Genomic DNA, 25,127 nt, shown 5'->3' on the forward strand with positions numbered 1-25,127 from the left:
CGGTGAGGAGGCAGAGATGCAGTACACGCATTTGGGCCGCACCGGCCTGCAGGTCAGCCGCTTGTGCCTTGGCACGATGAACTTTGGCCCGCAGACCAGCGAGGCGGACAGCTTCGCGATCATGGATCGGGCGCTGGAGCTGGGCATCAACTTCTTCGACACGGCCAATGTCTACGGCTGGAAGCTCGGCGAAGGCGTCACCGAGCAGATCATTGGCCGTTGGCTGGCGCAGGGTGGTGGACGGCGCGACCAGGTCGTCCTGGCGACCAAGGTCTACAACGCGATGGGCGAGCGATCCAACGAGCGTGGCTTGTCGGCCTACCACATCCGTAAGGCGTGCGAGGACAGCCTACGACGCCTCCAGACCGACCACATCGACCTGTACCAGATGCACCATATCGAGCGCACGACGCCCTGGGAGGAGATCTGGCAGGCGATGGAGATCCTGGTCCAGCAGGGCAAAGTTCTCTACGTGGGCAGCAGCAACTTTGCGGGCTGGGATCTGGCGACCGCCCAATGCACAGCCACCGCGCGGCACTTCATGGGCCTGGTTTCGGAACAGAGCCTTTACAACCTCAACGCCCGCATGATCGAGCTGGAAGTGATTCCGGCGTGTCGTCACTATGGCCTTGGGCTGATCCCCTGGAGTCCCCTGGCGGGCGGGCTGCTCGGCGGCGCGCTCCAGCAGGCGAGCGCGGGGCGACGCGCCGATCCCGGCAGGCAGCAGGAGATCGAGCAGCGCCGCTCCCAGCTCGAAGCCTACGAGGATCTCTGTCAGGGCCTGGGCGAGTCGCCGGCGGATGTCGCGCTGGCCTGGCTGCTCCACAATCCGGTGGTCACTGGGCCGATCATCGGGCCGCGTACGCTCGACCAGCTCGACGGCAGCCTGCGCGCGCTTGAGATCCAGCTATCGCCGGAAACGCTGACGCGGCTCGACGAGATCTGGCCGGGGCCGGGGGGGGAAGCGCCGAATGCGTATGCCTGGTGATCGCACCGACCGTCTCCGGCACGGCGTCTGGGTCTGCCGCAGCATCACGGGAGCCGGTCGCGTGCGGCGTGAGCGCCAGTCTTTCTTGGAGTTTCCTGCCATACAGTATGTGTGCCAGGTATGAGGAAACCGTAGCCCTGCATGCAGCGACCAATGACGCTGGCCGTATTCGGATCATTCCTAACGCCTTGGTCGCTGCAACCAGTGGGTAGATCAGCTTCATCGCGCGTACAATTGGAGGCCATGCGGGCGGGAGGTCGCTCACCCCGCCCGATCGCCGCGCAAGACACGCCAGACAGGACCGCTCTCCCGAAGGCTGTCCCGTCCCACGCCGCACCTCCTACTCCTGCGTGTGAACGATCTGCACCAGGTCACTCCCGGCGAAGGCGCGACCGTCGACGAAGTAGCCGATGATGCTCACCTCGACGCTGCCGCTATACCCGGCGAGGACGCTCCCGAACGCACGACCATCAACCTTGAGCATCAGATCAGGAATCCCGTTGCCGTTGTAGTCGCCCCGCTCCATCGGGGATGGCTGCACCTCGATCGCCTTGCCGTCGGCGAAGACGCGCACCGTGGAGCCGACTACATGTGCTACATCGTCGCCGTGAGGAAGCTCGACATACAGCGTCGCGCTGCGCGGGCTTGTATTGGGCGTCTTGACGTTCCAGACGTCGGGATCGATGTCGACCGAGGCTGGAACTACCGAGCCTGTGCGTATGCGTGGCCGCGCAGGCTGCGCCATGCCTTCGCCCAGATAGTAGCTGACGTGCGGCGGCTGGTTGTAGCCGATGTTCTGCCACGCAATGCCCAGCCGGTACACCGGATCGTGCATCAGCGTTGTGAAGCGGTGCTCCGTGACGTAGGGTGTCGTGAACAACCGCAGCGCGCTGCTGTCCTCGGTTCGCCAGATCACCTCCTCGCGCCAGTCGCCCAGGATGTCGGCCTGGAGGCTGGGATTTCCCTTCGTCCCGTTGTTCGAGTACGTTCCCTCGGCGGTCAGCAGGTTAACCGTCCGGCTATTCTGGTAATCCCACTTGCCGATCGTGCCGACGCCCGCGCCGAGTGCATCTGCATAGCTATGGTCGAGCACTTCGCGGAGCAGATCGCCGTCCCACCAGATCGCGAAGTTGGCGGGCGGAATGCTGGTGGAGAGTTTCTGGCCCTGGGCGGTGTAGAGGCCACCGACCGGACTATTCCACGCACCGCTGATCGCCCACGCCTCAGCACCGTTGTGACGCGGATCGACGTCGGCGGCCACGCCACGGCCAGTGTCCTGCCCGGTGAAGACGCCCCAGATCGTCTCGCCGGTGTCGGCGTCACGGAACTCGATCCCAGAGCGCGCATTTCGGTCCTCGTGGACCTGGAACACCTCCAGACCGGGCCGCGCAGGGTCGAGATCGCTCAGGTGCATCGCGTCGCCGTGGCCCAGGCCGGTGGTGTAGAGCGGGGTGCCGTCGTCGTCCACCGCCATCGCGCCATAGGTGATCTCATCGTGTCCATCGCCATCGACATCGGCAACGCTGAGATTATGATTGCCTTGCCCGGCGTAGGCGCTGCCTGCCACGTTGCTATCGAAGACCCACCGCTTCGTAAGCTGCCCATCGCGCCAGTCGTAGGCCGCCAGAACTGTCCGCGTGTAGTAGCCGCGCGCCATCACAAAGCTCGGTCGTTCGCCGTCGAGATACGCCACGCCCGCCAGGAAGCGGTCGACCCGGTTGCCGTAGCTGTCGCCCCAGGCGCTCACGTTCCCACGCGGCGGCTCGTAGTTCGTCGTCGCCAGCGCGCGCCCGGTCGCTCCGTCGAAGACCGTCAGATATTCCGGCCCCGACAGAATGTAGCCGCTGGCGTTGCGGTAGTCGGCTGCGGCATTCCCGATCACGGCTCCCGCTCCGTCCGTCGTGCCGTCGGCGGTCTTCGCCACCACCTCAGCCCTACCATCGCCGTCGAAATCGTAGACCAGGAACTGCGTGTAGTGCGCGCCAGCGCGAATGTTCTTGCCGAGGCCGATCCGCCACAGCCGCGCACCTGCAAGCGTGTAAGCGTCGAGGAAGACGTCGCCGGTGTAACCTGCCTGCGAGTTATCCTTTGAGTTGGACGGGTCCCACTTGAGCACGATCTCGTACTGCCCATCGCCGTCGAGATCGCCGACGCTGGCGTCATTCGCGCGGTAGCTGTAGGCGACACCATCCGGCGTTGTGCCGTCGGCAGGCCGCTGGAGCGGAATGTCACGGTAGTTGGTTGCCCACACGCCCACGCTCTCCGAGCTTGCCTGCTCGGTCCCGTTGACGATCGCCCGTACCGAGTAGGTCGCGCTGTCGGCTCCGGTCGCATCGAGATAGGTGGTGCTCGACGTGATCGGCGTGGGATGTACCATCTGTCCATCGCGGTACAGGTTGAAGGCGATATTCGGCGGATCGGTACCGAGCATGCGCCAGCTCACCAGCACGCCGCCGTCGACGCGCACGGCAACCAGGCCACGGTCGAGCTGCTCCATCTGCCGCAGGGGAGTCCTGGTGATCGGCGTGCGGAGGATGTTCGATGGGCTGGACAATCCGCCCTGGTTTACGGCGACGACGTGATAATATGCGTTCGCCGTTTTCGGCGTCGTGCTATCGGCGTAGGTCGGCTCCACGGTGGTCGCGACCTTGACGAACGGGCCATCTGCGGCGCTCGACTGGTACACATAGTAGCGCAGCGCATCGGCAACCGCGTTCCATGCAAGCGTGATCGTGTCCTGCCGCGCCGCTTCGATGCGCAGACCTGTTGGCGCGCGTGGTGCCGGTACCGTGGTGTCTTTCACGGCGACAGTCAGCGGCTCGCTCTGGGCCGACTCGATCCCCGTGCTGCCGACCTGCGTGACCGTATACACATAGGTCAGTCCCAGCTCGACGCTCGTATCGGTGTATGCGGTGTTGGGCGAGCTGCCGATCCGGATAAAGGCTGTCTGGCCTGCGAGCGCGCGGTAGATACGGTAGCTGGCCGCGCCGTCCACGGCATCCCAGCCGATCGTCACCGACGGCTCGGTGGTCGGGGACATTCCAACAATATGCAGGCCGGCTGGCGCGAAGGATGGAACGATCTCGATCGCGTTAACGCGACCATCCCGGCCAAAGCTGAAGTTCATCTGGCCGTCCGCCACGTTGACAATCGTAGTCAGCGCAGAGAAATTGCCGGTCGTCGACGAGATCGTGCCCCGCGCTACGCCCTCGATCGCGACGGTGGTTGCATTGGACGCGATGTGGTCGCCGGAGATAACGTTGACGGCGTAGTCGCCGCTCGGCAGGTCAACCGTGAAGCCGTAGGTGCCGTTGGTAAAATCGCGGCGCAGATCGTCAGGCGCGCCTCGGTCGCGAAAGGTCGCCGTACCTTCGATCCCAAATCCGCGCTCGGCGGTGTAGAGCATCGTGTTCGTAACCTGCTGATACCCCGCCGCGACCGGACTCGATGCTGAGCCAAAGTCGAAGTTCAGGTTCATGACCGTCGCTGATGACGATGCTGCCAGCGCCGTGGCGCTGCTGCCCGCGACGCTCAACGGCACGGTCGTCACCATCAGAATCGCGGAGACAACGATCTGGATCGCTCGAAGGATCGTATGGCGCTGCTTCACTAGCTACCTCCTTAGTCTTAGTTCGTCGGCTTGACCGCCTATCGCTGCGATCATTCCTTAGCGGTCCTGGCACGCTTGAAGTGGCTGGGGATGTCGAGGGCCTGCGGGCGAAGGAAAATTAGATATTATATATAATTGGATGATATAATATATAATATAGCTGATGATTTGTCAATGGTGCTGGCGAACGACAATCGTTTCAGGTCATTGCGAGCGCGTATCGTCGAGGAGGCGACTCAGCAGCCTTCTGGTGTAATGCCGTGGTCGCGGCGGTGCTTATCCCGCTGGCGTGGCGATCTTCTCGGACGCGCCCGGCACCCGCGCGAACGCACGCCACGCAGCGGCAGGAGGTGAGCCACCCCCGTGGCTGGATGGGGCAGCGTCCGTGGATCTCGCACAGCCCCACACGAGCGCTCCGATGATTTTTGGTTCACGCCCGCATTGATCTTCCATGGAACCGGTCCGCGTGATCTACGGTCGTGAACCACGCCGCCTGTTGCGGCGTACGATCTGCCGATGCTCGACGATACATCTGCTGGGCCGCGATCCACCGCGCCGGGTGCGCGTCCGCGGACATACCGCCTCCGACCGACGACCTTCGGACAGCACGCGCACGGGAAAGGTTGACATGATGCTCATCCCACCCCACATCGAGAATCCCGCCGATGCGGACTTTGCCGCGGCCAGGCGCCGGGCACGTGTGGACGCGCTCCTCGACCGCCTCCACCGCACCCCGCGTGAGCTGCTGCCGTTTGCCGAGGTGCGCGCCCGCCTCGTGGTCCGTGGTCAGTACGACCGAGGTATCCGAATGGTGCCCCTGGCCGCGATTGTCGGGAGCCAGGGTCGCTATCGCGAGTTCGATCGCCGATTTCGACCGCGCACAGCACGCACGGCGGATCGCTGGAAACAGGTGAGCCGCGCCCGCGCGCGGCATATGGAACTCCCCCCGGTGGACCTGTATCAACTGAGCGGGATCTACTTCGTCACCGATGGCAACCACCGCGTCTCCGTCGCGCGACAATCAGGGCAAGTTGACATCCGGGCGCATGTGACGGAGCTGGTGATTGACGTACCGCTCACGCCGGATCTGGCGGTGACGGATCTGATCCGCCTGGAAGAGCAGGCCGATTTCTTCGCGTGGACCAACCTTGGCCTGCTGCGGCCAGGGAGCGGCATAGAAGTGAGCGACCTGGGCGGGTACCTGGAGCTGATCCGACATATCAACTGGCAACGCATCTGCCAGAGCGCGGTGCGCGGGGTGTCCGTGAGCAGCGAGGAGGCCGTCTGTGACTGGTACGACACGGTCTATGCCCCGCTCGTGTCGGTGATCCGCGCCAGCGACGTGCGGCGGCACCTCCCCGATCGCACCGATACCGACCTCTACCTGTGGGTGATGGAACACGGCACCAGCCCCCTCCGACAACCTCCGCGCCACGCCCGCCGCTGGCAGTGGCGGTTCCCTAAGATCCGCTGGGGTGAGGCGATGCGCACGTGGCTCCCCACCCGCCTCTACCGCTAACAGCAACGAACCCGCCGCCAGACGCAGGCCGTCGACTCACAGGGCGGCCTGTTTCTGGTGCTCACTGGACGCGCGTGGGTGGGGCGGCTGCCTTGCGCGACCGTTCGCAGCGGTCGGGTCGATCGCCTGGTTCGGTGGCTGCCCGCTGTCCCCCTCACGCTAAGCGAGGCCGTATCCAATCTCGCGCCAGCGCAACAGTGTGCTCGATGGTACGGCCTGTGGTATCCAGCAAGCTCAGGGGTGGATTCGTCGTTGCCGCATGCATCTTCAGCCACTGGTTGAATGTCACCATCGCCTGGATAAACGCTGTCGTATCAGCGCCCCGCCAGGGTGGACGCGCCGCGAGGCGGTGCATCAAGACCGCATCATCACAGACCAGGGCAAGGTAGTGGAGCGCGGTGAAGTACCGCCGTTCGGGACACGACTCGAACTGCTCCGGCAATGCCGTGCCGCATAACACCACCGGTCGTCCGGCCTGCCCAATATTCTTGGCGACCCGAAGCCACATATTCCGATAACTCCGGTACTGATCTGCGGGCGTCGCAAACTCTGGCCGCCATAAGATGTCGCTGTCCAGCACGACGCATTCAGGGAGCGCCGGAGCGAGCGCGAGAGCGATGGCTGATTTCCCGGCTCCACTGGCCCCCGTGACGATGAATAACGGCAATTGGACAAAGCGATGCTGATAGCCGCAGGCAGGACATATCGCAAACGGCCCGCGTGGGTCAATGGTTTTCTCGTCTGAGTACAGGCCGCAGTGAGGACAGACATTGAACATGGAGCCACTCCAGCGATAGCACGACTGTTGAGAGCGCAGCACCGATGAACATGGCCCACGGTTTGGGGCGCGGAGCGGCAGCGCGGGCACCGATGCGTTGGGCGTGAGCAGTGCAGTTGTGCAGCATCGGAGATAAAACTGAAAACGCCAGCACTGCGCTGCCTCATTAGTCGCAATTCGGAACACCCAGAAAGCAAGGCAGTTGGTCAAGCAGGATGCTGCCCCACAGCCAGGTGAGGAGGATCACACACGCGCCCCTGAGCACCAGGCTGCGGGGATTGACCATAATGCTCTTTCCCGCCCGTAGGTTGTTTACGATTGGCGTGAGGAGGAGCATGACGCCTACAGGCAGGAGCCACAATATGCCGAAGAGCATGATCGGAAACGCCTCATGGAAACCGCTCCTGTTAACCAATTCAAGGATCAGGAACGGAAGCACGAGGATTGCGCCGATGATCGCGGATGACCTGAGGTTGGTAAGGATCGTGTTCATACAACCTCCACCAGGATTCGTCAGAGTCCGTGCTGATCGCAATGGTCAGTGTACCAAACATCATACGCACACGAGCGTCCAACGAGGCGCTGGTGCGCTGGTGACGCGGCAGGCTGCGGGATGAGGAGAGGCTGCTGATGGCCGGGATAGCCTCGTCGGCGTATGGTCGGTTCACCTTCCAGCACAACCCTGTCCTGGTTGAAACACCAGCGCCAGCGCCGATCGGTTTACAGCGCCCCAATCGGGGCTGCCACAGACAGAGCGACCGGGATCGCCGATGACGCTGGGAACGCCCTTCATGCATCACGCCGTTCGAGAGCGGACCGTTTCTCGCTGATTGGGTCATTCCATCTACAACGTCAGGCCCATCGACGGGGCAGGCGAATGGACTACGTCGCGCATCCGCCCCGATCAGGAAACCCAGGCACCAGGAATGCCGCACGACACGCCCTGGCGCTCGGAGCCGTCACCATCGGTTCGATTCCTGCCCTCCGCTCAAAGCCGTCACCATTGGCTCGATTCCTGCTATCACCGTGGGCAATGCGGTGCTGGTTGACGGGGCAGGTACGATTGCAGCACAGGCTGGCACGCGGCAAAACCTGCTCCTGGCGAGAACAACGAGCAGGCACGAACATCGACCGGTCGCGCCCTGGTGTTCGTGGTTTTCTCATCGTCGCTCTCACGTCTTGAGCTGGTTTCGATCCGCGCCTATCGCGCCGCGATGGACGAGAAAAGGAGCACGCCATGTACGCAGCTCTGCGGTGGTACAACGTCGAGCCTGGCTTGGTCAACGAAATGGCACGTCGCGTCAACGAGGGCTTCGTGCCGATCATCCGCACTGGTCCGGGATTCGTAGCCTACTACCTCATCAACGCCGGAAACAGCGTCGTCGTGACCGTGAGCGTCTTTGAAGATCGAGCCGGGGCGGAAGCATCGCACGACATGGCTGCCGACTGGGTTGCGAGGAATTTAATATCGGTTATCCTTGGCCCGCCCACGATGACGGCGGGTGAGGTGCTGGTGCAGAGCATCGGCGGCCAGTAGCGCGCCGACGTTCGTCACGCCCTGATCGGTGGTGCCGCCATGCTCCGCCAGCCGGTCGCCTGATCGGTGCGCGCGCCTGCCAGACATTGACGACGCACGCAACCGAGATGATATGATTGACACCTCATCAAGATACGTATAAGATGGATAGCGTCGGTTTTGTCGGCATATAACACACCGCCGCAATTGCGTCCCAGACATCGCCTTGAAAACGCGGTAAGGGGGCGCAATGTCTCAAGTCTTCCATCCTGCCGCCAATACCATCGCCAAAGTCAGTATCATCGGCGGTATCGCATTCCTGGCCGGCCTCGCCTGGTTCGCCGGAACGTACACCCGATCGCCGTATCGAACTGCCGTCACGACGCATGTTGAGCAGCCCGTGCCCTTCAGCCACCAGACCCACGTCGGGGGCGACGGGATTAGCTGCTTCTACTGTCACACCTCGGTAGAAACGTCATCCTCCGCTGGCATTCCCCCAACCGAAACCTGCATGACCTGCCACTCGCAGATCTGGGCCGACGCGCCCATGCTCCAGCCGGTGCGCGATAGCTTCCAGACCGGCCAGCCGATCGAGTGGAACCGGGTCCACGATCTGCCTGATTTCGTGTACTTCAATCATAGTATCCATGTGCAGAAGGGCGTCGGCTGTGTCACCTGCCACGGGCGGGTTGATCAGATGCCGTTGATGCGCAGGGCACAGCCCATGACCATGGAGTGGTGCGTCGCGTGCCACCGTGAGCCAGAGCGCTTTATCCGACCGCGCGAGGAGGTGCTCAACATGGAATGGGTACCGGAGGAGGATCAGCTTGCCCTCGGACAGAGGCTCGTGCAGGAATATCAGATCAACAAGGCGCAGTTGCTGAACTGTTCTATTTGCCACCGGTGATGGCGATGATGAAAGACACGCATAACCAACCTCTCGATCTGGCGGCGGCCCGCGCTCGGCTTGCGGGGCTCCAGGGACAACAGTACTGGCGCGGGCTCGAAGAGCTGGCCGCGAGCGACGAGTTCGAGGAGCTGCTGCGCCGTGAGTTTCCACGGCAGGCCGCAGGATGGATGGGACCGATCAGCCGCCGGTCGTTCTTGAAATTGATGGGCGCGTCGCTGGCGCTCGCCGGGCTCAGCGCGTGCGGGCCGCAGCCTGCCGAGAAGATCGTGCCGTATGTCGAGGCGCCGGAGGAGATTGTGCCCGGCAAGCCCCTCTTCTATGCGACCGCCTTGCAGCTCGGCGGCTTTGCCAGAGGCGTCCTCGTCGAAAGCCACATGGGGCGTCCGACGAAGGTGGAGGGCAATCCCCGCCATCCCGCCAGCCTGGGCGCCACCGATGTCTTTGCGCAGGCCTCGGTGCTGACGCTCTACGATCCCGACCGCTCCCAGGCGGTGAGCAACGTCGGGCGGATCAGCGGCTGGGATGCGTTTGTCGCCGCCCTGACCACCCAGATCCAGGAGCAGCGCGCTGGCGGAGGCGCGGGGCTGCGCATCCTGACGGAAACCATCACCTCGCCCACGCTGACCAGCCAACTGGAGACGCTGCTCAGCGAGTTTCCGTCAGCCAGATGGCACCAGTATGAGTCGGTCGGACAGCACAACGTGCGAGCGGGCGGCAATCTCGCCTTTGGGCAGAACGTGAATACCGTCTACCGCTTCGACCAGGCTGACCGGATTCTGGCGCTCGACGCCGACTTCCTGCTGTCCGATCCGGGCAGCCTGCGCTACGCCCGTGAGTTCATCGACAAGCGCCGCGTGTCGAGCGGCCAGAACGAGATGAATCGCCTGTACGTCGTCGAGAGCACGCCGACGATTACCGGGGCGATGGCCGATCACCGGCTGCGGCTGCGGGCCAGCCAGATCGAGAGCTTCGCCAGGGCTATCGCGCAGCAGGTGGGCGTGGCCGAGGCAGGCGGCGGCACCGTCCCGTCCGAGGTGCCCGCCGAGTGGCTGGCTGCCCTGGCGCGCGATCTGCAACAGAGTCGCGGCAGGAGCATCGTGCTGGCCGGCGATTGGCAGCCGCCGATCGTGCATGCGCTGGCTCATGCGATGAATCAAGCGCTGGGCAATGTGGGCACCACCGTGCAGTACACCGCGCCGGTCGAGTCCAGTCCGGTCGACCAGATGCAATCGCTGCGGGAGCTTGTCGGCGATATGGCCGCCGGGCGGGTCCGAACGCTGATCATCCTCGGCGGCAACCCGGTCTTTACCGCGCCGGTCGATCTCAACTTCCGCGACGCGCTCCGCCAGGTGCCGTTCCGCGTCCACCTGAGCCTGTACGACGATGAAACGTCGGAAGAGTGCCACTGGCACATCCCGGAAACGCATGACCTGGAAGCCTGGAGCGACGCGCGCGCCTTCGACGGCACGGTGTCGATCGTCCAGCCGCTAATCGCGCCGCTGTATGGCGGGAAGTCGGCGCATGAGCTACTGGCAACCGTGCTTGGGCAGCCTGCCCGCTCGAGCTACGAGATTGTGCGCGAGTACTGGCGGGGCCAGAACCTGGCCGACGATCAGGCGTGGCGGCAGGCGCTCCACGAGGGCCTGATCCCGGACTCGGCGCTGCCGCCGGTCCAGGTATCCGTGCGATCGGGCTTTGCGCAGGCGGCGCCCGCGCAAGCCGCCGAGGGCCTGGAGATCAACTTCCGGCCCGATCCGTCGCTGTGGGACGGGCGCTATGCGAACAACGGCTGGCTTCAGGAGTTGCCCAGGCCGCTGACCTTGCTGACCTGGGATAACGCCGCCCTGATCAGCGCGCGCACCGCGATCCAGCGCCTTGGGCTTCAGGTCGCCGATCCGAACAACCCGACCGCCGAAGACCTGGAAACGCTGAGCCGCGCGAATGGCCGGATGATCGAGCTGCGCTATCGGGGGCAGAGCGTGCGCGCGCCGATCTGGATTCTGCCCGGACATCCCGATGACTCGGTCACGGTGCAGCTTGGCTATGGGCGCAGGCGGGCCGGCACGATCGGCAGCGGTGTCGGCTTCGACGCCTATGCCCTGCGCACGGCGGACGCGCCCTGGTTTGGCTCCGGCCTTGAGATCAGCTCGCTTGGCGAGCCGTATCCGCTTGCCACCACGCAGACCCATCATACGATGGAGAACCGCCATCTGGTGCGCGCCGGGACGCTTGAGCAATACATCCAGCACCCCGATTTCGTGGCCGAGATGGAGATCGCGCCGCACGCCGAGCAGGAGGCCGAGGGCGAGCACGTCGTCGAGGAGCCGCCGTCGCTGTATCCTGAGTACGACTACAGCACCGGCAATCGCTGGGGCATGGCGATCGATCTCAACGCATGCATCGGCTGTAACCGCTGCATGATCGCCTGCCAGGCCGAGAACAACATCCCGATCGTCGGCAAAACCGATGTGCTGCGCAGCCGCGAGATGCACTGGCTGCGGGTCGACCGCTACTACGAGGGCAGCCTGGACGATCCGGCCACCTATTTCCAGCCGGTGCCGTGCATGCACTGCGAGAAGGCACCCTGCGAGCCGGTGTGTCCCGTCGAGGCGACCAGCCACAGCGCCGAGGGACTGAACGAAATGACCTACAACCGCTGCATCGGCACGCGCTACTGCTCGAACAACTGTCCCTACAAGGTCCGGCGCTTCAACTATTTGCAGTACGGCCTCAAAGCAGGCGACGCGCCGGTGCTGCAACTGCTGTCGAATCCGGATGTGACGGTGCGCGAGCGCGGCGTGATGGAAAAATGCACCTACTGCGTGCAGCGGATCAACGCCGCGCGGATCGAGGCCAAGAAGGAGGGCCGCCCGATCCGCGACGGCGAGGTGAAGACGGCCTGCCAGGAGGCGTGTCCGACCCAGGCGATTATCTTTGGCAATATCAACGACGAGCAAAGCCAGGTCAGGCGGCTCAAAGAGCAGCCGCTCAACTATAGCCTGCTGGCCGAGCTGGGCACACAGCCACGCACGACCTACCTGGCACGGCTGCGGAATCCGAATCCTGAGATCGAGGCTGCGGCGGCCCAACCAACCGAGCACGAGTGAGAGCGGAACGGAGAAGCGCGATGGCAACCGAACCTATCCAAGAACCGGGCGACGTGAGACGAGCCGCACCCCTGATCGGTCCGGGCCATACCTACGGATCGATCACCGACCATATCAGCTCGATCGTGCTGACCCGGCGCACGCCCATCGCCTGGTTCGTCGGCTTCGCCATCAGCTTTTCCCTGATGATGCTGTTGCTGCTGGCGATCACCTGGCTACTGGTGCGTGGGCCGGGCATCTGGGGCAATAACATCCCCGTCGCCTGGGCGTTCGATATTCTCAACTTCGTGTGGTGGATCGGCATCGGCCACGCCGGAACGCTGATCTCGGCGATCTTGCTGCTGCTGCGCCAGGAGTGGCGCACCTCGATCAATCGGTTCGCCGAGGCGATGACCCTGTTCGCGGTGTCCTGCGCCGGATTGTATCCCCTGCTGCACACGGGCCGACCCTGGCTGGACTACTGGCTGTTTCCGTATCCGAACACCCTGGCGCTGTGGCCGCAATGGCGCAGCCCGCTGCTCTGGGACGTGTTCGCCGTCTCGACCTATGCCACTGTCTCGCTGCTGTTCTGGTACGTCGGGCTGATCCCCGACCTGGCGACGCTGCGTGATCGGACGCGCAGCCGAGGGGCCAAGATTGTGTATGGCCTGCTCTCGATGGGCTGGCGCGGCTCGGCCAGGCACTGGCAGCGCTACCAGACGGCCTATCTGCTGCTGGCCGCAATGTCGACGCCGCTGGTGCTGTCGGTGCATACGATCGTCAGCTTTGACTTTGCCGTCGCGATCATCCCCGGCTGGCACGCCACATTCTTTCCGCCCTACTTCGTCGCCGGCGCGATCTTTGCCGGCTTCGCGATGGTGCTGACGATCTCGATTCCGCTGCGCCGATTTTATCGGCTGCAAGACTTCATCACGATGCGTCACCTGGAGAATATGGCGTGGATCATGCTGGCGACCGGCCTGATCGTCTTTTACAGCTACATGGTCGAGCTGTTCATGGCCTGGTACAGCGCCAACGAGTTCGAGCAGTACATGCTCTTCAACCGGATCAACGGCCCGTACGGCCCCTACTACTGGGCGCTGATCATCTGCAACGGGCTCGCGCCGCAGCTCCTCTGGTTCAAGCGCTTCCGCACCAACACGATCGCGCTGTGGATCATCGCCATGTTCGTCAACGTCGGCATGTGGCTGGAGCGCTTTGTGATCATCGTCACCAGCCTGCACCGCGATTTCCTCCCGTCGTCGTGGGCGATGTACTCCCCGACGGTCTGGGACTGGTCGATGTTCGTGGGAACGATCGGACTCTTCTTGACGCTGACCTTCTTGTTCGTGCGGGTGCTGCCGGTGATCTCGATCTTTGAGATGCGCGAGCTGCTCACCGAAACAGAAGAGCGCGCGGAGCGGCAAAAGCTCATGCCTGAGCAGGCACATTGAGGAGTGAGGTCCGGCTATGGCGAAGCGCAAGCCTTCTCTCTACGGCATGGTGGCCGTCTTCGACCATCCTGAGGAGCTGCTGACGGCAGCGGAGCGAGCCTATGCGGCAGGATACCGGCGCATGGATGCCTATACGCCGTTTCCCGTGCATGGGTTGCCTGAGGTCCTGGGCCACCGTGGTGTTCGCCTGCCGTGGATCGTCTTGATCGGCGGTATTCTGGGCGCGCTCGTCGGGTTTTTCATGCAATATTACTCGGCGACGATCAGCTATCCGCTCAATATCGGCGGTCGTCCGTATAATAGCTGGCCGCAGTTCATCCCCGTGACCTTTGAGCTGACGATCCTGTTTGGCGCGCTTGCGGCAGTAGTCGGGATGCTCGGCCTCAACGGCCTGCCGGAGCCGTATCACCCGCTCTTCAACGTGCCAAGCTTCGAGCTGGCGTCGCGAACCCATTTCTTTCTGTGCATCGAAGCTACCGATCCCAAGTTCGATCGCAGCGCGACCAGACAATTTCTTGAGAGTCTGGAGCCTCACGAGGTATCCGAGGTTGAACCGTGAGCTGGCAGGCTGCCGGAAGGGACCGGTGCGGCTCCTGCCCGGCAGCGTCGAGGACAAGCTATGACGGCTATCAGGCGATCTTCACGCTTCAGGCTGCGATCTCGGAGGCTCCTCGGAGCCGGGTGGATCACGCTGTGCCTGCTCTTCATGGTCGGGTGCGGCATGAATATGCGCGATCAATATCGCTACGAGCCGTATGAGCGCAGCACGTTCTTCGCGGATCGACAATCCTCGCGCCAGCCGGTGGCTAATACGGTCGCGCGCGGCCAGCTTCGGCCCGACGCGCAGCTTACCACCGGCAAGGACGGCGATCAGCTAGTCAACGAACTGCCGTTTCCGGCGACTCGTGAGGTGCTGGAGCGCGGCCAGCAGCGCTACAACGTCTTCTGCGCGCCGTGTCATGGTCTGTCGGGCAACGGCAACGGCGTGGTTGTGCAGCGTGGCTTTCCGGCTCCGCCATCCTTGCACCAGGATCGCCTGCGCGATGCTCCGGTCGGCCACTACTTCGACGTGATCACCAACGGCTTTGGCCGGATGTATCCCTACGACTACCGCATTCCGGTGGAGGATCGCTGGGCGATCGTCGCCTATATTCGCGCGCTGCAACTGAGCCAGAACGCGCAGATCGAGGATGTGCCGCCGGAGGAACGCCAACAGCTACAGGGAGCGCCATGATGGACCAGCCTGACATGCTGCGACCGCCGCTGGATCGGATTCAGCGGGGCGCACTGATCGCCGGTGTGATCGGCGTGGCGCTCTGCCTGCTGGGCGCCTTCCTCAGCCCGGCGCAGTTCTTCCAGTCCTACCTCTTCGCCTATCTATTCTGGGCTGGCCTTGCGCTCGGCTGCTTCTCGGTGCTGCTGCTTCAGCATGTCTCAGGCGGCGGCTGGGGCCTGCTGATCCGCCGCCTGCTTGAGGCGGGCGCGCGCACGCTGCCGCTGATGCTGCTCCTGTTCGTGCCGCTCGTCTTCGGCATGCAGCAGGTGTACGAGTGGGCGCGGCCTGAGGTGCTTGAGCGCGATGCGGTGCTGCGGCAAAAGAGCGTGTATCTGAACGTTCCCTTCTTTCTGATCCGCACGGCGATCTACTTCGGCGTGTGGATCGCGCTGCTGGCCGTCTGGAACCGGTGGTCGTCCGAGCAGGATCGGACGGGCAATCCCGCGCTGGATGATCGGCTGAAAATGCTGAGCCGGTTCGGGCTGCTGGTGTACTTCATCACGATGACCTTCGCGGCCTTCGACTGGGGCATGTCGCTTGAGCCGCACTGGTTTTCGACGATGTACGGCATCATCTTTGTCATCGGGCAGGGGCTGCTGACCTTCGCGTTTATGATCATGGTCGTGGCGCTCTTCGGCGACCGCAGGCCGCTTGCGGATCTGGTGACGCCGCAGCGCTTCAACGACCTGGGCAACCTGCTGCTGGCGTTTACGATGCTGTGGGCGTATGTGTCGTTCTCGCAGTATCTGATCGCCTGGTCGGGGAACTTGCCGGAGGAGGTGCCGTGGTTTCTCCGCCGTCAGTCGGGCGGCTGGGAGTGGATTGCTCTGGCGCTGATCGTGTTTCAGTTCGTGCTCCCGTTTCTGCTGCTGCTCTCCCGCCAGAACAAGCGCCGGATTCGCGTGCTGGGGCGCGTCGCGGCCTTGATCTTCGTGATGCATCTGATCGAGGTCTTCTGGCTGATCGTTCCGGCGTTTCATCAGTCGGGGCTGAGCATTCACTGGCTGGATCTGGCGGCGATCCTTGGCATCGGCGGTCTGTGGCTGGCCGTCTTCGTGTGGCAGCTCAAGGGGCGTCCAATCATTCCGGCGCATGACGTCCGTCTGCGCGAGGCAGCGCATCATTAGCGCCGCCGCAGCCGGCGGGCGCGTGTGGTAGGCGTCATATGAAGCTGAAGGTTCGCGAGATTATACGGTTCGTCATCGGCCTACTTGTCTTCCTTGGCATAGGTCGTCTGGTCAACAAGCAGCCGAACAGGCAAGAAGCGAGGCCACCCGTGGATCAACCAGGACAACAGACCGTCGTGGACGAGCCGCACCATGTCGATCATGAGTTTCGGGATGCGACGCCCGCAGGGATCACCATGGTCGGGATCGGCATGCTCGTCATGCTCGTTGTCACCTACCTGATCGTGTGGGGCCTGTTCAGCTACTTGAGCGCGCGTCGGGCGCAGGCGGATCAAGCGCCGCCGCTGCTGGCGACCACGCCGCAGGCCGCCCAGGGACCGCGCCTTCAGGTCGATCCGTCCCAGGATCTTCAGCAGGCGACCGCCGCCGAGCACGAGCTGCTGACCACGTACGGATGGGTCGATCGTGCGACCGGAGTCGTCAGAATCCCGATCGACCGCGCGCTGGAGATGATGGCGCAGCCCGGTCGCATCCCGGCCAGGCCAGACGGCACCGTACCGTTCGTCATCGAAGAGGGCCATGAGCTGGAAAGCGAAGGGGGCCAGGAGGCGGAGGGCACGCCGGAGCCAGCGCTGGAAGCAACCGTGGAGCCGGAGGTCGAGGCAACAGCGGAGCCAACGAGGTGATGCGCCGGAATGGAACAATCGGCAGCGCGGATCGCCGCGCGCGGATCGGCGGGCGGAGCGTCTGGACGCGCCGCGCCGCGCTGGTGGTCATGCCGCTGCTGCTGCTCGTCGCGCTGGCTAGCCCGGCGCGGGCCGACCCTGGCCGACCCGAAGATCTGCTGGCTGCGGCGGCCTTCGACCAGCAGGTCGGCGCGCAGGTGCCGCTCGATCTCGCGTTTCGGGATGAGATGGGACGCTCGACTCAGCTTGGCCGCTACCTTGGCGCGCGGCCCACAATCCTGGTGCTGGCCTACTACGAGTGCCCGAATCTGTGCGGCGTGGTGCTCAACGAGCTGGCTGCCAACCTGCGCCGCCTTTCGCTGCGGATCGGCCAGCACTTCGACGTGGTGACGGTCAGCATCGATCCGCGCGAAACGCCGATGCTCGCGGCGGCCAAGAAGCAGGCGCTCCTCCAGCACCACGGCCTGGCGCGCACCGCCGACGGCTGGCATTTTCTCACCGGCACCCACGAGGCGATCGATCGTCTGGCGCAGACCGTCGGTTTCCGCTACGCCTACGATCCCCGGCAGGATCAGTACTCGCATCCGGGCGGCCTGCTGGTTCTGACGCCCCAGGGCAAGATCGCCCGGTACCTGTATGGGTTGCAGTATTCCTTGACCGATCTGCGGCTCAGTCTGGTAGAGGCATCCGCCGGTAAGATCGGCTCGCCGATCGACAAGGTGCTGCTGCGGTGCTATCGCTACGACCCGACCACCGGAACGTATCAGGTCGTCGTGCTGAGCGTCGTGCGCCTGGCGAGCCTCGCGATGCTGCTGGTGGTCGGCGGCTTTGTTGCCGTGCTGGTCCGCCGTGAGCGGCGGGTGAAGGTGCGGGCCGTGCCCGGAGGATAGCGGCTCGCGGAGCGCAGATCGCGGCGCGCGCCTCTCGCGCGGTGCTCGTCGATTGGCTATCCGGTACCAGGCCGTGTTTCGGTGTCGATGTTTGTTGTGCCCTATCAGCAACGGGAGCGCTGGGCGAGTCCCCGGCTCTCAGCCCTGACGGGGAGCGGGTGAGGGAGTATGTGGGGATTTCCGCTGTTTCCTGATCAAGCCTCCACGGTCGCGCCGCAGGTGGATGCCTTATATTTTGTCCTGATCGGGCTCTCCGCCGTGTTCACGCTGCTCGTCGTGGGCCTGCTGGTGTACTTCGGCGTCAAATACCGGCGCGGCGCGAGGGCCGACCGATCGCGGCCTGTCTCGCACAACACCAGGTTTGAGCTTGTCCTGCTGACCGTTCCGACGGTGCTGGCGCTGGCGGTGTATGCCTGGGCGGCGATCCTCTACTTCAACATGCAGCGCGCGCCCGCCAACGCGCTTGAGTTCACGGCCACCGGAAAACAATGGATGTGGAAGTTGCAGCACCCGACGGGGCAGCGGGAAATTAACGAGCTGCACATCCCGGTTGGCCGTCCGATCAAGCTCACCATGATCTCACAGGATGTTATTCATAGCTTCTACATCCCGGCGTTTCGGATCAAGCAGGACGTGCTGCCGGGACGCTACAGTACGCTCTGGTTTCAGGCCACCAAGCCGGGCGAGTACCATCTCTTCTGCACGGAGTATTGCGGCACCGAGCACTCCGAGATGATTGGCCGGGTGGTAGTGATGGAGCCTGCGCAGTACGAGGCCTGGCTGGGCGGCGCGGAGGTGGCGCAGGCACCGGCACAGGGAGCAGGATCGGCGGCCAGCGCCGGGGAGCAGCAATTTCAGCAGCTCGGCTGCGCAAGCTGTCATCGGCTCGAAGGCGGCGGGGCCGGGCCGGCGCTGGCCGGCATCTTCGGCCAGGAGGTGCGGCTTCAGGACGGGCAGAGCGTGACCGCCGATGAGAGCTACATCCGCGAGTCGATCCTGAACCCGAACGCGAAGATCGTCGAGGGCTACCAGCCGGTCATGCCCTCCTTCCAGGGCCAGGTCAGCGAAGAGCAAATCCTGGAGCTGATCAACTATATCCGGTCGCTGGGGACGACCGCAGGACCGTTCGAGCCGGAGGAGACGACCGAGCCGGAGGGGACAACCGAGCCGGAGGAGACGACCGAGCCGGCAATCACGGCAACGCCCGAATGAATTGGAGGCTGAGGGATGGCGGCTATTACAGCGCCGGTGAGCGCGCGCAAGCATTATCTCAACATCGACTACTCGTGGCGATCGTGGCTCCTGACCGTCGATCATAAGCGGATCGCGATCCTCTACCTGCTCTCGATCACGCTGTTCTTTTTCGTTGGCGGCTTCTTCGCCACGCTTCTGCGCCTCGAGCTGGTCACGCCCCAGGGCGATGTGGTTCAGGCCGAAACCTATAACAAGCTGTTTACGATGCACGGCGTGACGATGATCTTCTTTTTCCTGATCCCGTCGATCCCGGCGGTGCTGGGAAACTTTCTGCTCCCGCTGATGATCGGGGCGCGTGACCTCGCGTTCCCGCGACTCAACCTCCTGAGCTGGTATCTCTTCATGCTGGGTGCCCTGTCTGCGGTGGCGGCGATGGCGGCGGGCGGTGTGGACACCGGCTGGACCTTCTATCCGCCGTATAGCACCAGATCGTCGAACAGCCAGGTCGTTCTGACCGGCCTTGGCGCGTTCATCGCCGGGTTCTCGTCGATCCTGACCGGGCTCAACTTCATCGTCACGATCCATACGATGCGCGCGCCCGGCCTGACGTGGTTCCGCCTGCCGCTTTTCGTCTGGGCGCACTACGCCACCAGCCTGATCATGCTGCTGGGCACGCCCGTGATCGCGATCACGATCGCCCTGGCGGGGATCGAGCGGCTGCTGCGCATCGGCATCTTCGATCCGGCGCTGGGCGGCGATCCGGTGCTGTTCCAGCACCTGTTCTGGTTCTACTCGCATCCGGCGGTGTATATCATGATCCTGCCCGGCATGGGCGTGATCAGCGAGATCATCCCCTGCTTTGCGCGGCGGCGCATCTTCGGCTACCGATTTATCGCTTTCTCCAGCTTTGCGATTGCGATCATCGGGTTTCTCGCCTGGGGCCATCACCTGTTCGTCAGCGGCCAGTCGGTGTACGCGAGCATGACCTTCTCGGCAATCACCTATCTGGTGGCGATTCCATCGGCGATTAAAACCTTTAACTGGACGGCGACGCTCTACAAAGGCTCGATCGCGTACCGGACGCCGCTCTGGTACGCTCTGTGGTTCATCGGCCTGTTCGTGATCGGCGGCCTTACCGGCCTGTTTGTCGCCGCGCTGCCGGTGGATGTCCATGTGCATGATACCTACTTTGTCGTCGCGCACTTCCACTATATCATGGTGGGCGGGCAGGTGATGGCGTATCTGGCCGCGCTGCACTTCTGGTGGCCCAAGTTCAGCGGGCGGATGTATCCCGAAGGGCTGGCGAAGTTCGCGGCGTTCACGATCTTCATCGGCTTCAACCTGACCTTCTTTCCTCAATTCATTCTCGGCTACCTGGGCATGCCGCGCCGCTACTACACGTACGCGCCGGAGTTTCAGGTGTTGAACGTTCTGTCCACGGCGGGCGCGTCGATCCTGGCGTTTGGCTTCATCCTCCCGATGGTCTATTTCGTCTGGTCGCTGCGCTACGGACGGAAGGCTGACCCGAACCCGTGGGAGGCAACCGGCCTGGAGTGGCAGACCTCGTCACCGCCGACGACGCACAACTTCGAGCAGACGCCGGTGGTGACGCACGGGCCGTATGCGTACTCGCCTCAGGAGCCGCACGACTATTTACCGCAGGGGGTTGCTCGTGTCTGAGAGTGGTATAGCTCGCGGCCAGGTGGGCGTGGACGACGCACGAACGCGGATGGACGAGCCGAATCCTCTATCCGCGACCGTTGATCGGCATGGCTCGCCGTACCTGGCGCATCATTTCGACGATCTCGAACAGCAGTTTGAGTCCGCGCGGCTGGGAACCTGGGCCTTCCTGGCGACGGAGGTCATGTTCTTTGGCGGCATGTTCCTGGCGTACACGGTCTATCGCGGCGCGTATCCAGAGGCGTTTGCCGAGGCCAGCCACCACCTCGATTGGCGGCTTGGAGCGCTCAACACGATCGTGCTGCTGACCAGCAGCCTGACGATGGCGCTGGCCGTCTGGGCCGGGCAGACCGGCAGGCGCAGGCCGCTGATCATCTTTCTGGCGATCACGATGCTGCTGGGCCTGGTGTTCCTTGGCGTCAAGAGCGTCGAGTACACGGAGAAGTATCTTGAGGGCCATATGCCGCTGCTGGGCCTGCCCTTTGCCTGGGAGGGCGAGCACGCAGGCCAGGCCGCGCTCTTCTTTGACCTGTACTTCGTGATGACCGGGTTTCATGCGCTGCACATGATTATTGGCATCGGGATTATAGCGGTGCTGATCGGGCTGGCGTGGCGCGGTCGGTTCAACGCCCACTACTTCACGCCGATCGAGATGACCGGGCTCTACTGGCACTTTGTCGATATTGTCTGGGTGTTTCTGTATCCGCTGCTCTATCTGATCGGTGGAATCGCGCTGGGGGAGTAAGGCCATGGGACCATACGAGCAGCGGATACCGCGTGAGCAATCGTCGCACCATGATCCGATGGTGCATCACATCATTCCGGTCAGAACGTACCTGCTGGTCTTCGGGGTGCTCTTTGTCCTGTTCATTCTGACCGTGGTGGTCGCCTTCTTCGACCTGGGGCTGCTGAATTTTGTGGTGGCGATCTCGATCGCCGCCGCCAAGGCGGTCTTGATCATTCTGTACTTCATGCATGTGCGCTACAGCAGCCGCATGACCTGGGTCTTCGCCGGAGCGGCCTTCGTCTGGCTGGCGCTGATGCTGGGCATGACTATGGCGGACTATATCAGCCGATCCTGGCTGCCGATCTATCGCTGAGCGGCAGCGCGCGTCGCTTAGCCCGACGCGCGCTGGCTCCACGGCTCCGCCGCCGACACCAGCGGCACGCGCGCCCCTGCGACCTCCCAGCGCCGCCGAGCAACGGCGATACCGCCGCCGACCGTGATCAGCACGGCGCCGAGCCACACGAGCGCGATTGCTGGCTTGACGCTGACCGTGAACACGGCGCGGGCTGGCAGCACCGGCAGGTCGAGCCCCAGCACGCGCAGGCGGATCAGCTCGTCGCCTGCGCTGACGCGCTCCAGCACCAGATCGTTGCCGCCCGGCAGCCGCACCGGCAGCGATGTTCGTCCACGATCCGGCTCCAGACGCAGCCAGGGCGTGAGCACCTGCACCGTGCTCTCGTGGGTGATCGTCACGGTGCTGCCAATCAGCGCATACTCGGCGCTCGCCATATGATCCTGAAGGGCAAATCGATCGAAGCGGATTGCGTATGGGCCGATCTGCGCGTGCTCGCCCGGCGCGAGGATCGCCGTGCTGGGATCATCGGCTGGCACGTACTCCTCTGGCGAGATGTACAGATCTTGCCACAGCGAGCGCCGGATCGCCGGGGTGCGCACCCAGGCTCCCATGCGCTCGTTGAAGTACAGCTCAGGCAGGGCGACAAACGGCGTGTCGGTATCCCTGTCGGCGGTGAGGCGCAGCACGTGTTTGTTGTCGGGCCGTCCCTCGAAGCCCTCGAAGGTGAAGCTATGCCCATAGATCCGCTGTGTCTCGCCCTGGGGAAGGACCAGCTTTTCTTCGGGCGATGCATACGCCGACGAGCCGATCACGCCGACCAGCAGCACCGCCATGCCGACGTGCGCCAGATACCCGCCGATGCGCAGCCAGCCTGCGCGCAGCGTCTGCACGATCATCAGCAGGTTGGTTCCAGCGGCAAACGTGGCGATCAGCAAAAATGCCATCGAGCGCGGATCGCGCACGCCGAGCAGGATGCCGACGCTGGTCAGCAGCACCGCCAGCGCAAACGGCCAGCGCAGCAGACGCAGCAGCCGTGGCGCGCTCGTATCGCGCCAGCCGAGCAGCGGGCCGATCGCCATCAGCATCGCCAGGACGAGCGCCAGCGGCGGCGTTGTCTGCGTGAAGAACTCCGGCGTGAGCGAAAACCGTCCATCGCCGAGCGGCTGCCCGTTGAAGAGGGTCCCATCATCGATCGGAAACACCTGACGCACGATGCGCTCCAGCCGGAAGCTCAGGCCAGGGATCGAGGTGATCCACGGCATCGAGTTGCCAAAGGAGATCACCACGCCCAGCACCACAAACGTCAGGATCATCAGCACGAACATCGTATGGCGCGACAGCAGGACCTCGGAGAGCGGCCTGCGCGGAATATCGCGCCAGCGCAGCAGCAGCAGCAGCACGCTCGCGCTCAGGATCACGATCATCGTGCCGAGCATGATGCCCTTGAGTCCTTCTTCGACGAACGAGTGAACCGAGAAGTTCGACAGCACGCCGGAGCGCGTCAGGAACGAGGCGTACAGGACGAAGCCGTAGGTAAGGATCGCCAGCGCGACGTTTGTCCGCCGCAGGCCGCCGTGCGTCCGCTGGAGCAGCAGGCCATGCACCAGCGCCGTGCTCGTGAGCCACGGCACCAGCGCGGCGTTCTCCACCGGGTCCCAGCCCCAGTAGCCGCCCCAGCCCAGCGACTCATACGCCCAGTAGCCGCCCATCGTCAGCGCCAGCCCCAGCACGCCCCAGCCGGCGATCGTCCAGGGCATGGCGGCACGCACCCAGCCGTCGTAGTCGCGCCGCCACAGGCCGGCCAGCGCCATGCAGAACGGCACGCCAAGCAGCCCATAGCCGGTAAAGAGCGTTGGCGGATGGATCACCATCCAGACGTTGTGCAGGATCGGGTTCAGGCCGCGCCCATCATCCGGTCGACTGGCGACGCCATCGATGACCGTGGGCGTGAACGGGTTTCGCGCCAGCACAAACACCAGGATTAGCGCCTGGAGCAGCATCAGCGTCGCAAGCACATAGGGCTCAAGCTGACGGGTCCGCCGGATCAGCAGCGGGGCGCAGAGCAGGCCCACCAGCGCCCAGACAACGAGGCTGCCGGGCTGCCCGGCCCACACGGCGGCGACGCGAAAGCGCAGCTCAAGGTCAGTCGAAGAGTAGTCGTAGACGTAGCGGACATCATACCGTTGCAGCACAAACAGCGCCAGCAGCAGCAGCGCTGCCGCGCAGGCACCCACCACGGCGCTCCACACACCGGCCCGGCCCCAGCGCAAGAGCGCGGTGCGCCCACTGACGACCAGCGTGAAACATGCTGAGGCTATGAGTGCCGAGAGGATCACGAGCACGATCAGGGTCGTACCAAGCAGATACATAGCGACCTCCGCGCCTAAACCGTGGGTGCATGGCGGGCAAGGGTGCAGTGATCAGTTTGGGATGTCGTGCTGGAATTCCACCCAGTATAACACGGGAAGCTCCCCACGGTCGAGCGACGGTGCGCTGCTCCGGTCGGTCCGCGGCGGGGTCGACCACTGGCGTGGTCGGGGTGGGTGAAGCTTCATTTACGCTTGGTGGCGCTTCCTTTCTGTTGACGCCGCGATCCGCCTGTATACTGGCCTCACGAGGAGAGGCATGCTGCCTGCTCCGGCCCCGCCCCACCTGTCGCCGCCCCGTACGCCCCTCCTCACGTGCGACCGACACCACGCTGACGCTTCAGCCAGCGCATGGAACCAGCAGGAGGAAGGCGATGAAAACGGTACATACGGCGAGTCCTGGCAGCACAGCCCACTATCGTCCAGCGATCGGCGATTGGCTCGGCAGCGCGGTCCAGCGCCTGCACGTGGCGCGCAGGCCAAGGCGGGATAAGGAACCGACCGTGCAGTATATCGTCGATCAGATTATGGATACGGCAGGTGGCGGGCAATGCGAGGTGCGCCTCGATCCGCGCATCACCCGCATCGAGCAGATGAAATGGTTACTGCCGATCTGTGTGCAGCAGCTCGGCTCGCAGATCGAGATCGACGAGCAGCCCGCCGGCGATCAGGTCGTGCTGATCATCTCGGTGATCGCGAACACCCGGTACCCGGCGCACCAGGGCGCGGCCCGTCGCAACGACATGAGCATCCACGCGGACATGGCGGAAGCCGTCGCCTGACGCTGCTTCAGCCTGAGGCGGCGCGCTTCACGCCACCTCCTGCTACTGACGAGCAGCCTCTATGCGGCATTCGCCAGGCATAAGGTTAAATTTGATTAAATTTTAACCATCCCCTATACTGATCTCGCCCACCCTCGACGGGATCGGAACATCATTCCGCCGTGATCGCCATCGCAGCATTTG

20 protein-coding genes are annotated in these 25,127 nt (G+C 63.9%); 16 read left to right on the plus strand and 4 right to left on the minus strand.

All coding sequences use genetic code 11. From position 1 onward, the window contains the following. Positions 1-16: 16 nt before the first annotated feature. On the plus strand, positions 17-988 hold the full coding sequence (locus VFZ66_06235) for an aldo/keto reductase (GenBank protein ID HEX6288769.1): 972 nt from the start codon (positions 17-19) through the stop codon (positions 986-988). 340 nt (positions 989-1,328) lie between these two features. On the opposite strand, the gene VFZ66_06240 is transcribed toward VFZ66_06235, so the two are convergent. After that, positions 1,329-4,598, minus strand: a complete 3,270-nt coding sequence (locus tag VFZ66_06240) for a hypothetical protein (protein HEX6288770.1) — start codon at positions 4,596-4,598, stop codon at positions 1,329-1,331. Positions 4,599-5,226: 628 nt separating this feature from the next. Between VFZ66_06240 and VFZ66_06245 the strand changes: the two genes are divergently transcribed. After that, complete coding sequence (locus VFZ66_06245; protein ID HEX6288771.1) at positions 5,227-6,117, plus strand: hypothetical protein; 891 nt, start codon at positions 5,227-5,229, stop codon at positions 6,115-6,117. Positions 6,118-6,271: 154 nt separating this feature from the next. Here VFZ66_06245 and VFZ66_06250 read toward each other — a convergent pair whose 3' ends face one another. Together VFZ66_06250 and VFZ66_06255 are read right to left on the minus strand one after the other, a co-directional pair. Next, positions 6,272-6,895, minus strand: a complete 624-nt coding sequence (locus VFZ66_06250) for an AAA family ATPase (protein ID HEX6288772.1) — start codon at positions 6,893-6,895, stop codon at positions 6,272-6,274. Between the two features lie 166 nt (positions 6,896-7,061). After that, on the minus strand, positions 7,062-7,388 hold the full coding sequence (locus VFZ66_06255) for a hypothetical protein (GenBank protein HEX6288773.1): 327 nt from the start codon (positions 7,386-7,388) through the stop codon (positions 7,062-7,064). A gap of 744 nt (positions 7,389-8,132) precedes the next feature. On the opposite strand from VFZ66_06255, the gene VFZ66_06260 reads away from it, so the two are divergent. The 13 genes from VFZ66_06260 (at position 8,133) to VFZ66_06320 (ending at position 21,814) form a co-directional block, all read left to right on the plus strand. After that, positions 8,133-8,432: a hypothetical protein gene (locus tag VFZ66_06260; GenBank protein HEX6288774.1), complete on the plus strand. Its 300-nt coding sequence runs from the start codon at positions 8,133-8,135 to the stop codon at positions 8,430-8,432. 229 nt (positions 8,433-8,661) lie between these two features. Further along, on the plus strand, positions 8,662-9,318 hold the full coding sequence (locus tag VFZ66_06265; GenBank protein HEX6288775.1) for a cytochrome c3 family protein: 657 nt from the start codon (positions 8,662-8,664) through the stop codon (positions 9,316-9,318). 5 nt (positions 9,319-9,323) lie between these two features. Continuing rightward, positions 9,324-12,428, plus strand: coding sequence for a TAT-variant-translocated molybdopterin oxidoreductase (locus VFZ66_06270; protein HEX6288776.1), 3,105 nt, complete (start codon positions 9,324-9,326; stop codon positions 12,426-12,428). 20 nt (positions 12,429-12,448) lie between these two features. Further along, positions 12,449-13,861, plus strand: a complete 1,413-nt coding sequence (nrfD, locus tag VFZ66_06275; protein ID HEX6288777.1) for an NrfD/PsrC family molybdoenzyme membrane anchor subunit — start codon at positions 12,449-12,451, stop codon at positions 13,859-13,861. Positions 13,862-13,877: 16 nt separating this feature from the next. After that, positions 13,878-14,420 carry a DUF3341 domain-containing protein gene (locus tag VFZ66_06280; GenBank protein HEX6288778.1) on the plus strand — a complete coding sequence of 181 codons (543 nt, stop codon included), beginning with the start codon at positions 13,878-13,880 and terminating at the stop codon, positions 14,418-14,420. A 168-nt stretch (positions 14,421-14,588) separates the two neighbouring features. Further along, positions 14,589-15,095, plus strand: coding sequence for a cytochrome c (locus VFZ66_06285; protein HEX6288779.1), 507 nt, complete (start codon positions 14,589-14,591; stop codon positions 15,093-15,095). Then, positions 15,092-16,264 (plus strand): hypothetical protein, encoded by a 1,173-nt coding sequence (locus VFZ66_06290; protein HEX6288780.1) that lies wholly within the window; start codon positions 15,092-15,094, stop codon positions 16,262-16,264. The genes VFZ66_06285 and VFZ66_06290 overlap by 4 nt, the downstream gene beginning before the upstream one ends. 149 nt (positions 16,265-16,413) lie before the next feature. Continuing rightward, positions 16,414-16,950 carry a hypothetical protein gene (locus VFZ66_06295; protein ID HEX6288781.1) on the plus strand — a complete coding sequence of 179 codons (537 nt, stop codon included), beginning with the start codon at positions 16,414-16,416 and terminating at the stop codon, positions 16,948-16,950. Continuing rightward, positions 16,950-17,840 (plus strand): SCO family protein, encoded by an 891-nt coding sequence (locus VFZ66_06300; protein ID HEX6288782.1) that lies wholly within the window; start codon positions 16,950-16,952, stop codon positions 17,838-17,840. Before VFZ66_06295 ends, VFZ66_06300 begins: the two co-directional genes overlap by 1 nt. A gap of 168 nt (positions 17,841-18,008) precedes the next feature. Then, positions 18,009-19,052 (plus strand): cytochrome c oxidase subunit II, encoded by a 1,044-nt coding sequence (coxB, locus tag VFZ66_06305; GenBank protein HEX6288783.1) that lies wholly within the window; start codon positions 18,009-18,011, stop codon positions 19,050-19,052. 15 nt (positions 19,053-19,067) lie between these two features. After that, complete coding sequence (ctaD, locus tag VFZ66_06310; protein HEX6288784.1) at positions 19,068-20,714, plus strand: cytochrome c oxidase subunit I; 1,647 nt, start codon at positions 19,068-19,070, stop codon at positions 20,712-20,714. A 28-nt stretch (positions 20,715-20,742) separates the two neighbouring features. Further along, positions 20,743-21,459: a cytochrome c oxidase subunit 3 family protein gene (locus VFZ66_06315; protein ID HEX6288785.1), complete on the plus strand. Its 717-nt coding sequence runs from the start codon at positions 20,743-20,745 to the stop codon at positions 21,457-21,459. Positions 21,460-21,463: 4 nt separating this feature from the next. Further along, a complete protein-coding gene (locus VFZ66_06320; protein HEX6288786.1) occupies positions 21,464-21,814 on the plus strand; it encodes a cytochrome C oxidase subunit IV family protein in 351 nt (116 codons plus the stop codon). Between the two features lie 17 nt (positions 21,815-21,831). On the opposite strand, the gene ccsA is transcribed toward VFZ66_06320, so the two are convergent. After that, positions 21,832-24,165: a cytochrome c biogenesis protein CcsA gene (ccsA, locus tag VFZ66_06325; GenBank protein ID HEX6288787.1), complete on the minus strand. Its 2,334-nt coding sequence runs from the start codon at positions 24,163-24,165 to the stop codon at positions 21,832-21,834. 371 nt (positions 24,166-24,536) lie between these two features. Between ccsA and VFZ66_06330 the strand changes: the two genes are divergently transcribed. Continuing rightward, positions 24,537-24,944 carry a hypothetical protein gene (locus tag VFZ66_06330; GenBank protein ID HEX6288788.1) on the plus strand — a complete coding sequence of 136 codons (408 nt, stop codon included), beginning with the start codon at positions 24,537-24,539 and terminating at the stop codon, positions 24,942-24,944. The last annotated feature ends 183 nt before the right edge of the window (positions 24,945-25,127 follow it).

This window comes from Herpetosiphonaceae bacterium, from assembly GCA_036374795.1.
Taxonomy (GTDB): Bacteria; Chloroflexota; Chloroflexia; order Chloroflexales; family Kallotenuaceae; genus LB3-1.

Coding starts and splice junctions, on each gene's coding strand:
- ccsA (HEX6288787.1), bottom strand. CDS start 24,165: ATGTATCTGCTTGGTACGACCCTGATCGTGCTCGTGATCCTCTCGGCA.
- coxB (HEX6288783.1), top strand. CDS start 18,009: ATGTGGGGATTTCCGCTGTTTCCTGATCAAGCCTCCACGGTCGCGCCG.
- VFZ66_06320 (HEX6288786.1), top strand. CDS start 21,464: ATGGGACCATACGAGCAGCGGATACCGCGTGAGCAATCGTCGCACCAT.
- ctaD (HEX6288784.1), top strand. CDS start 19,068: ATGGCGGCTATTACAGCGCCGGTGAGCGCGCGCAAGCATTATCTCAAC.
- VFZ66_06290 (HEX6288780.1), top strand. CDS start 15,092: ATGATGGACCAGCCTGACATGCTGCGACCGCCGCTGGATCGGATTCAG.
- nrfD (HEX6288777.1), top strand. CDS start 12,449: ATGGCAACCGAACCTATCCAAGAACCGGGCGACGTGAGACGAGCCGCA.
- VFZ66_06280 (HEX6288778.1), top strand. CDS start 13,878: ATGGCGAAGCGCAAGCCTTCTCTCTACGGCATGGTGGCCGTCTTCGAC.
- VFZ66_06330 (HEX6288788.1), top strand. CDS start 24,537: ATGAAAACGGTACATACGGCGAGTCCTGGCAGCACAGCCCACTATCGT.
- VFZ66_06260 (HEX6288774.1), top strand. CDS start 8,133: ATGTACGCAGCTCTGCGGTGGTACAACGTCGAGCCTGGCTTGGTCAAC.
- VFZ66_06270 (HEX6288776.1), top strand. CDS start 9,324: ATGATGAAAGACACGCATAACCAACCTCTCGATCTGGCGGCGGCCCGC.
- VFZ66_06300 (HEX6288782.1), top strand. CDS start 16,950: ATGCGCCGGAATGGAACAATCGGCAGCGCGGATCGCCGCGCGCGGATC.
- VFZ66_06255 (HEX6288773.1), bottom strand. CDS start 7,388: ATGAACACGATCCTTACCAACCTCAGGTCATCCGCGATCATCGGCGCA.
- VFZ66_06265 (HEX6288775.1), top strand. CDS start 8,662: ATGTCTCAAGTCTTCCATCCTGCCGCCAATACCATCGCCAAAGTCAGT.
- VFZ66_06285 (HEX6288779.1), top strand. CDS start 14,589: ATGCGCGATCAATATCGCTACGAGCCGTATGAGCGCAGCACGTTCTTC.
- VFZ66_06250 (HEX6288772.1), bottom strand. CDS start 6,895: ATGTTCAATGTCTGTCCTCACTGCGGCCTGTACTCAGACGAGAAAACC.
- VFZ66_06245 (HEX6288771.1), top strand. CDS start 5,227: ATGATGCTCATCCCACCCCACATCGAGAATCCCGCCGATGCGGACTTT.
- VFZ66_06235 (HEX6288769.1), top strand. CDS start 17: ATGCAGTACACGCATTTGGGCCGCACCGGCCTGCAGGTCAGCCGCTTG.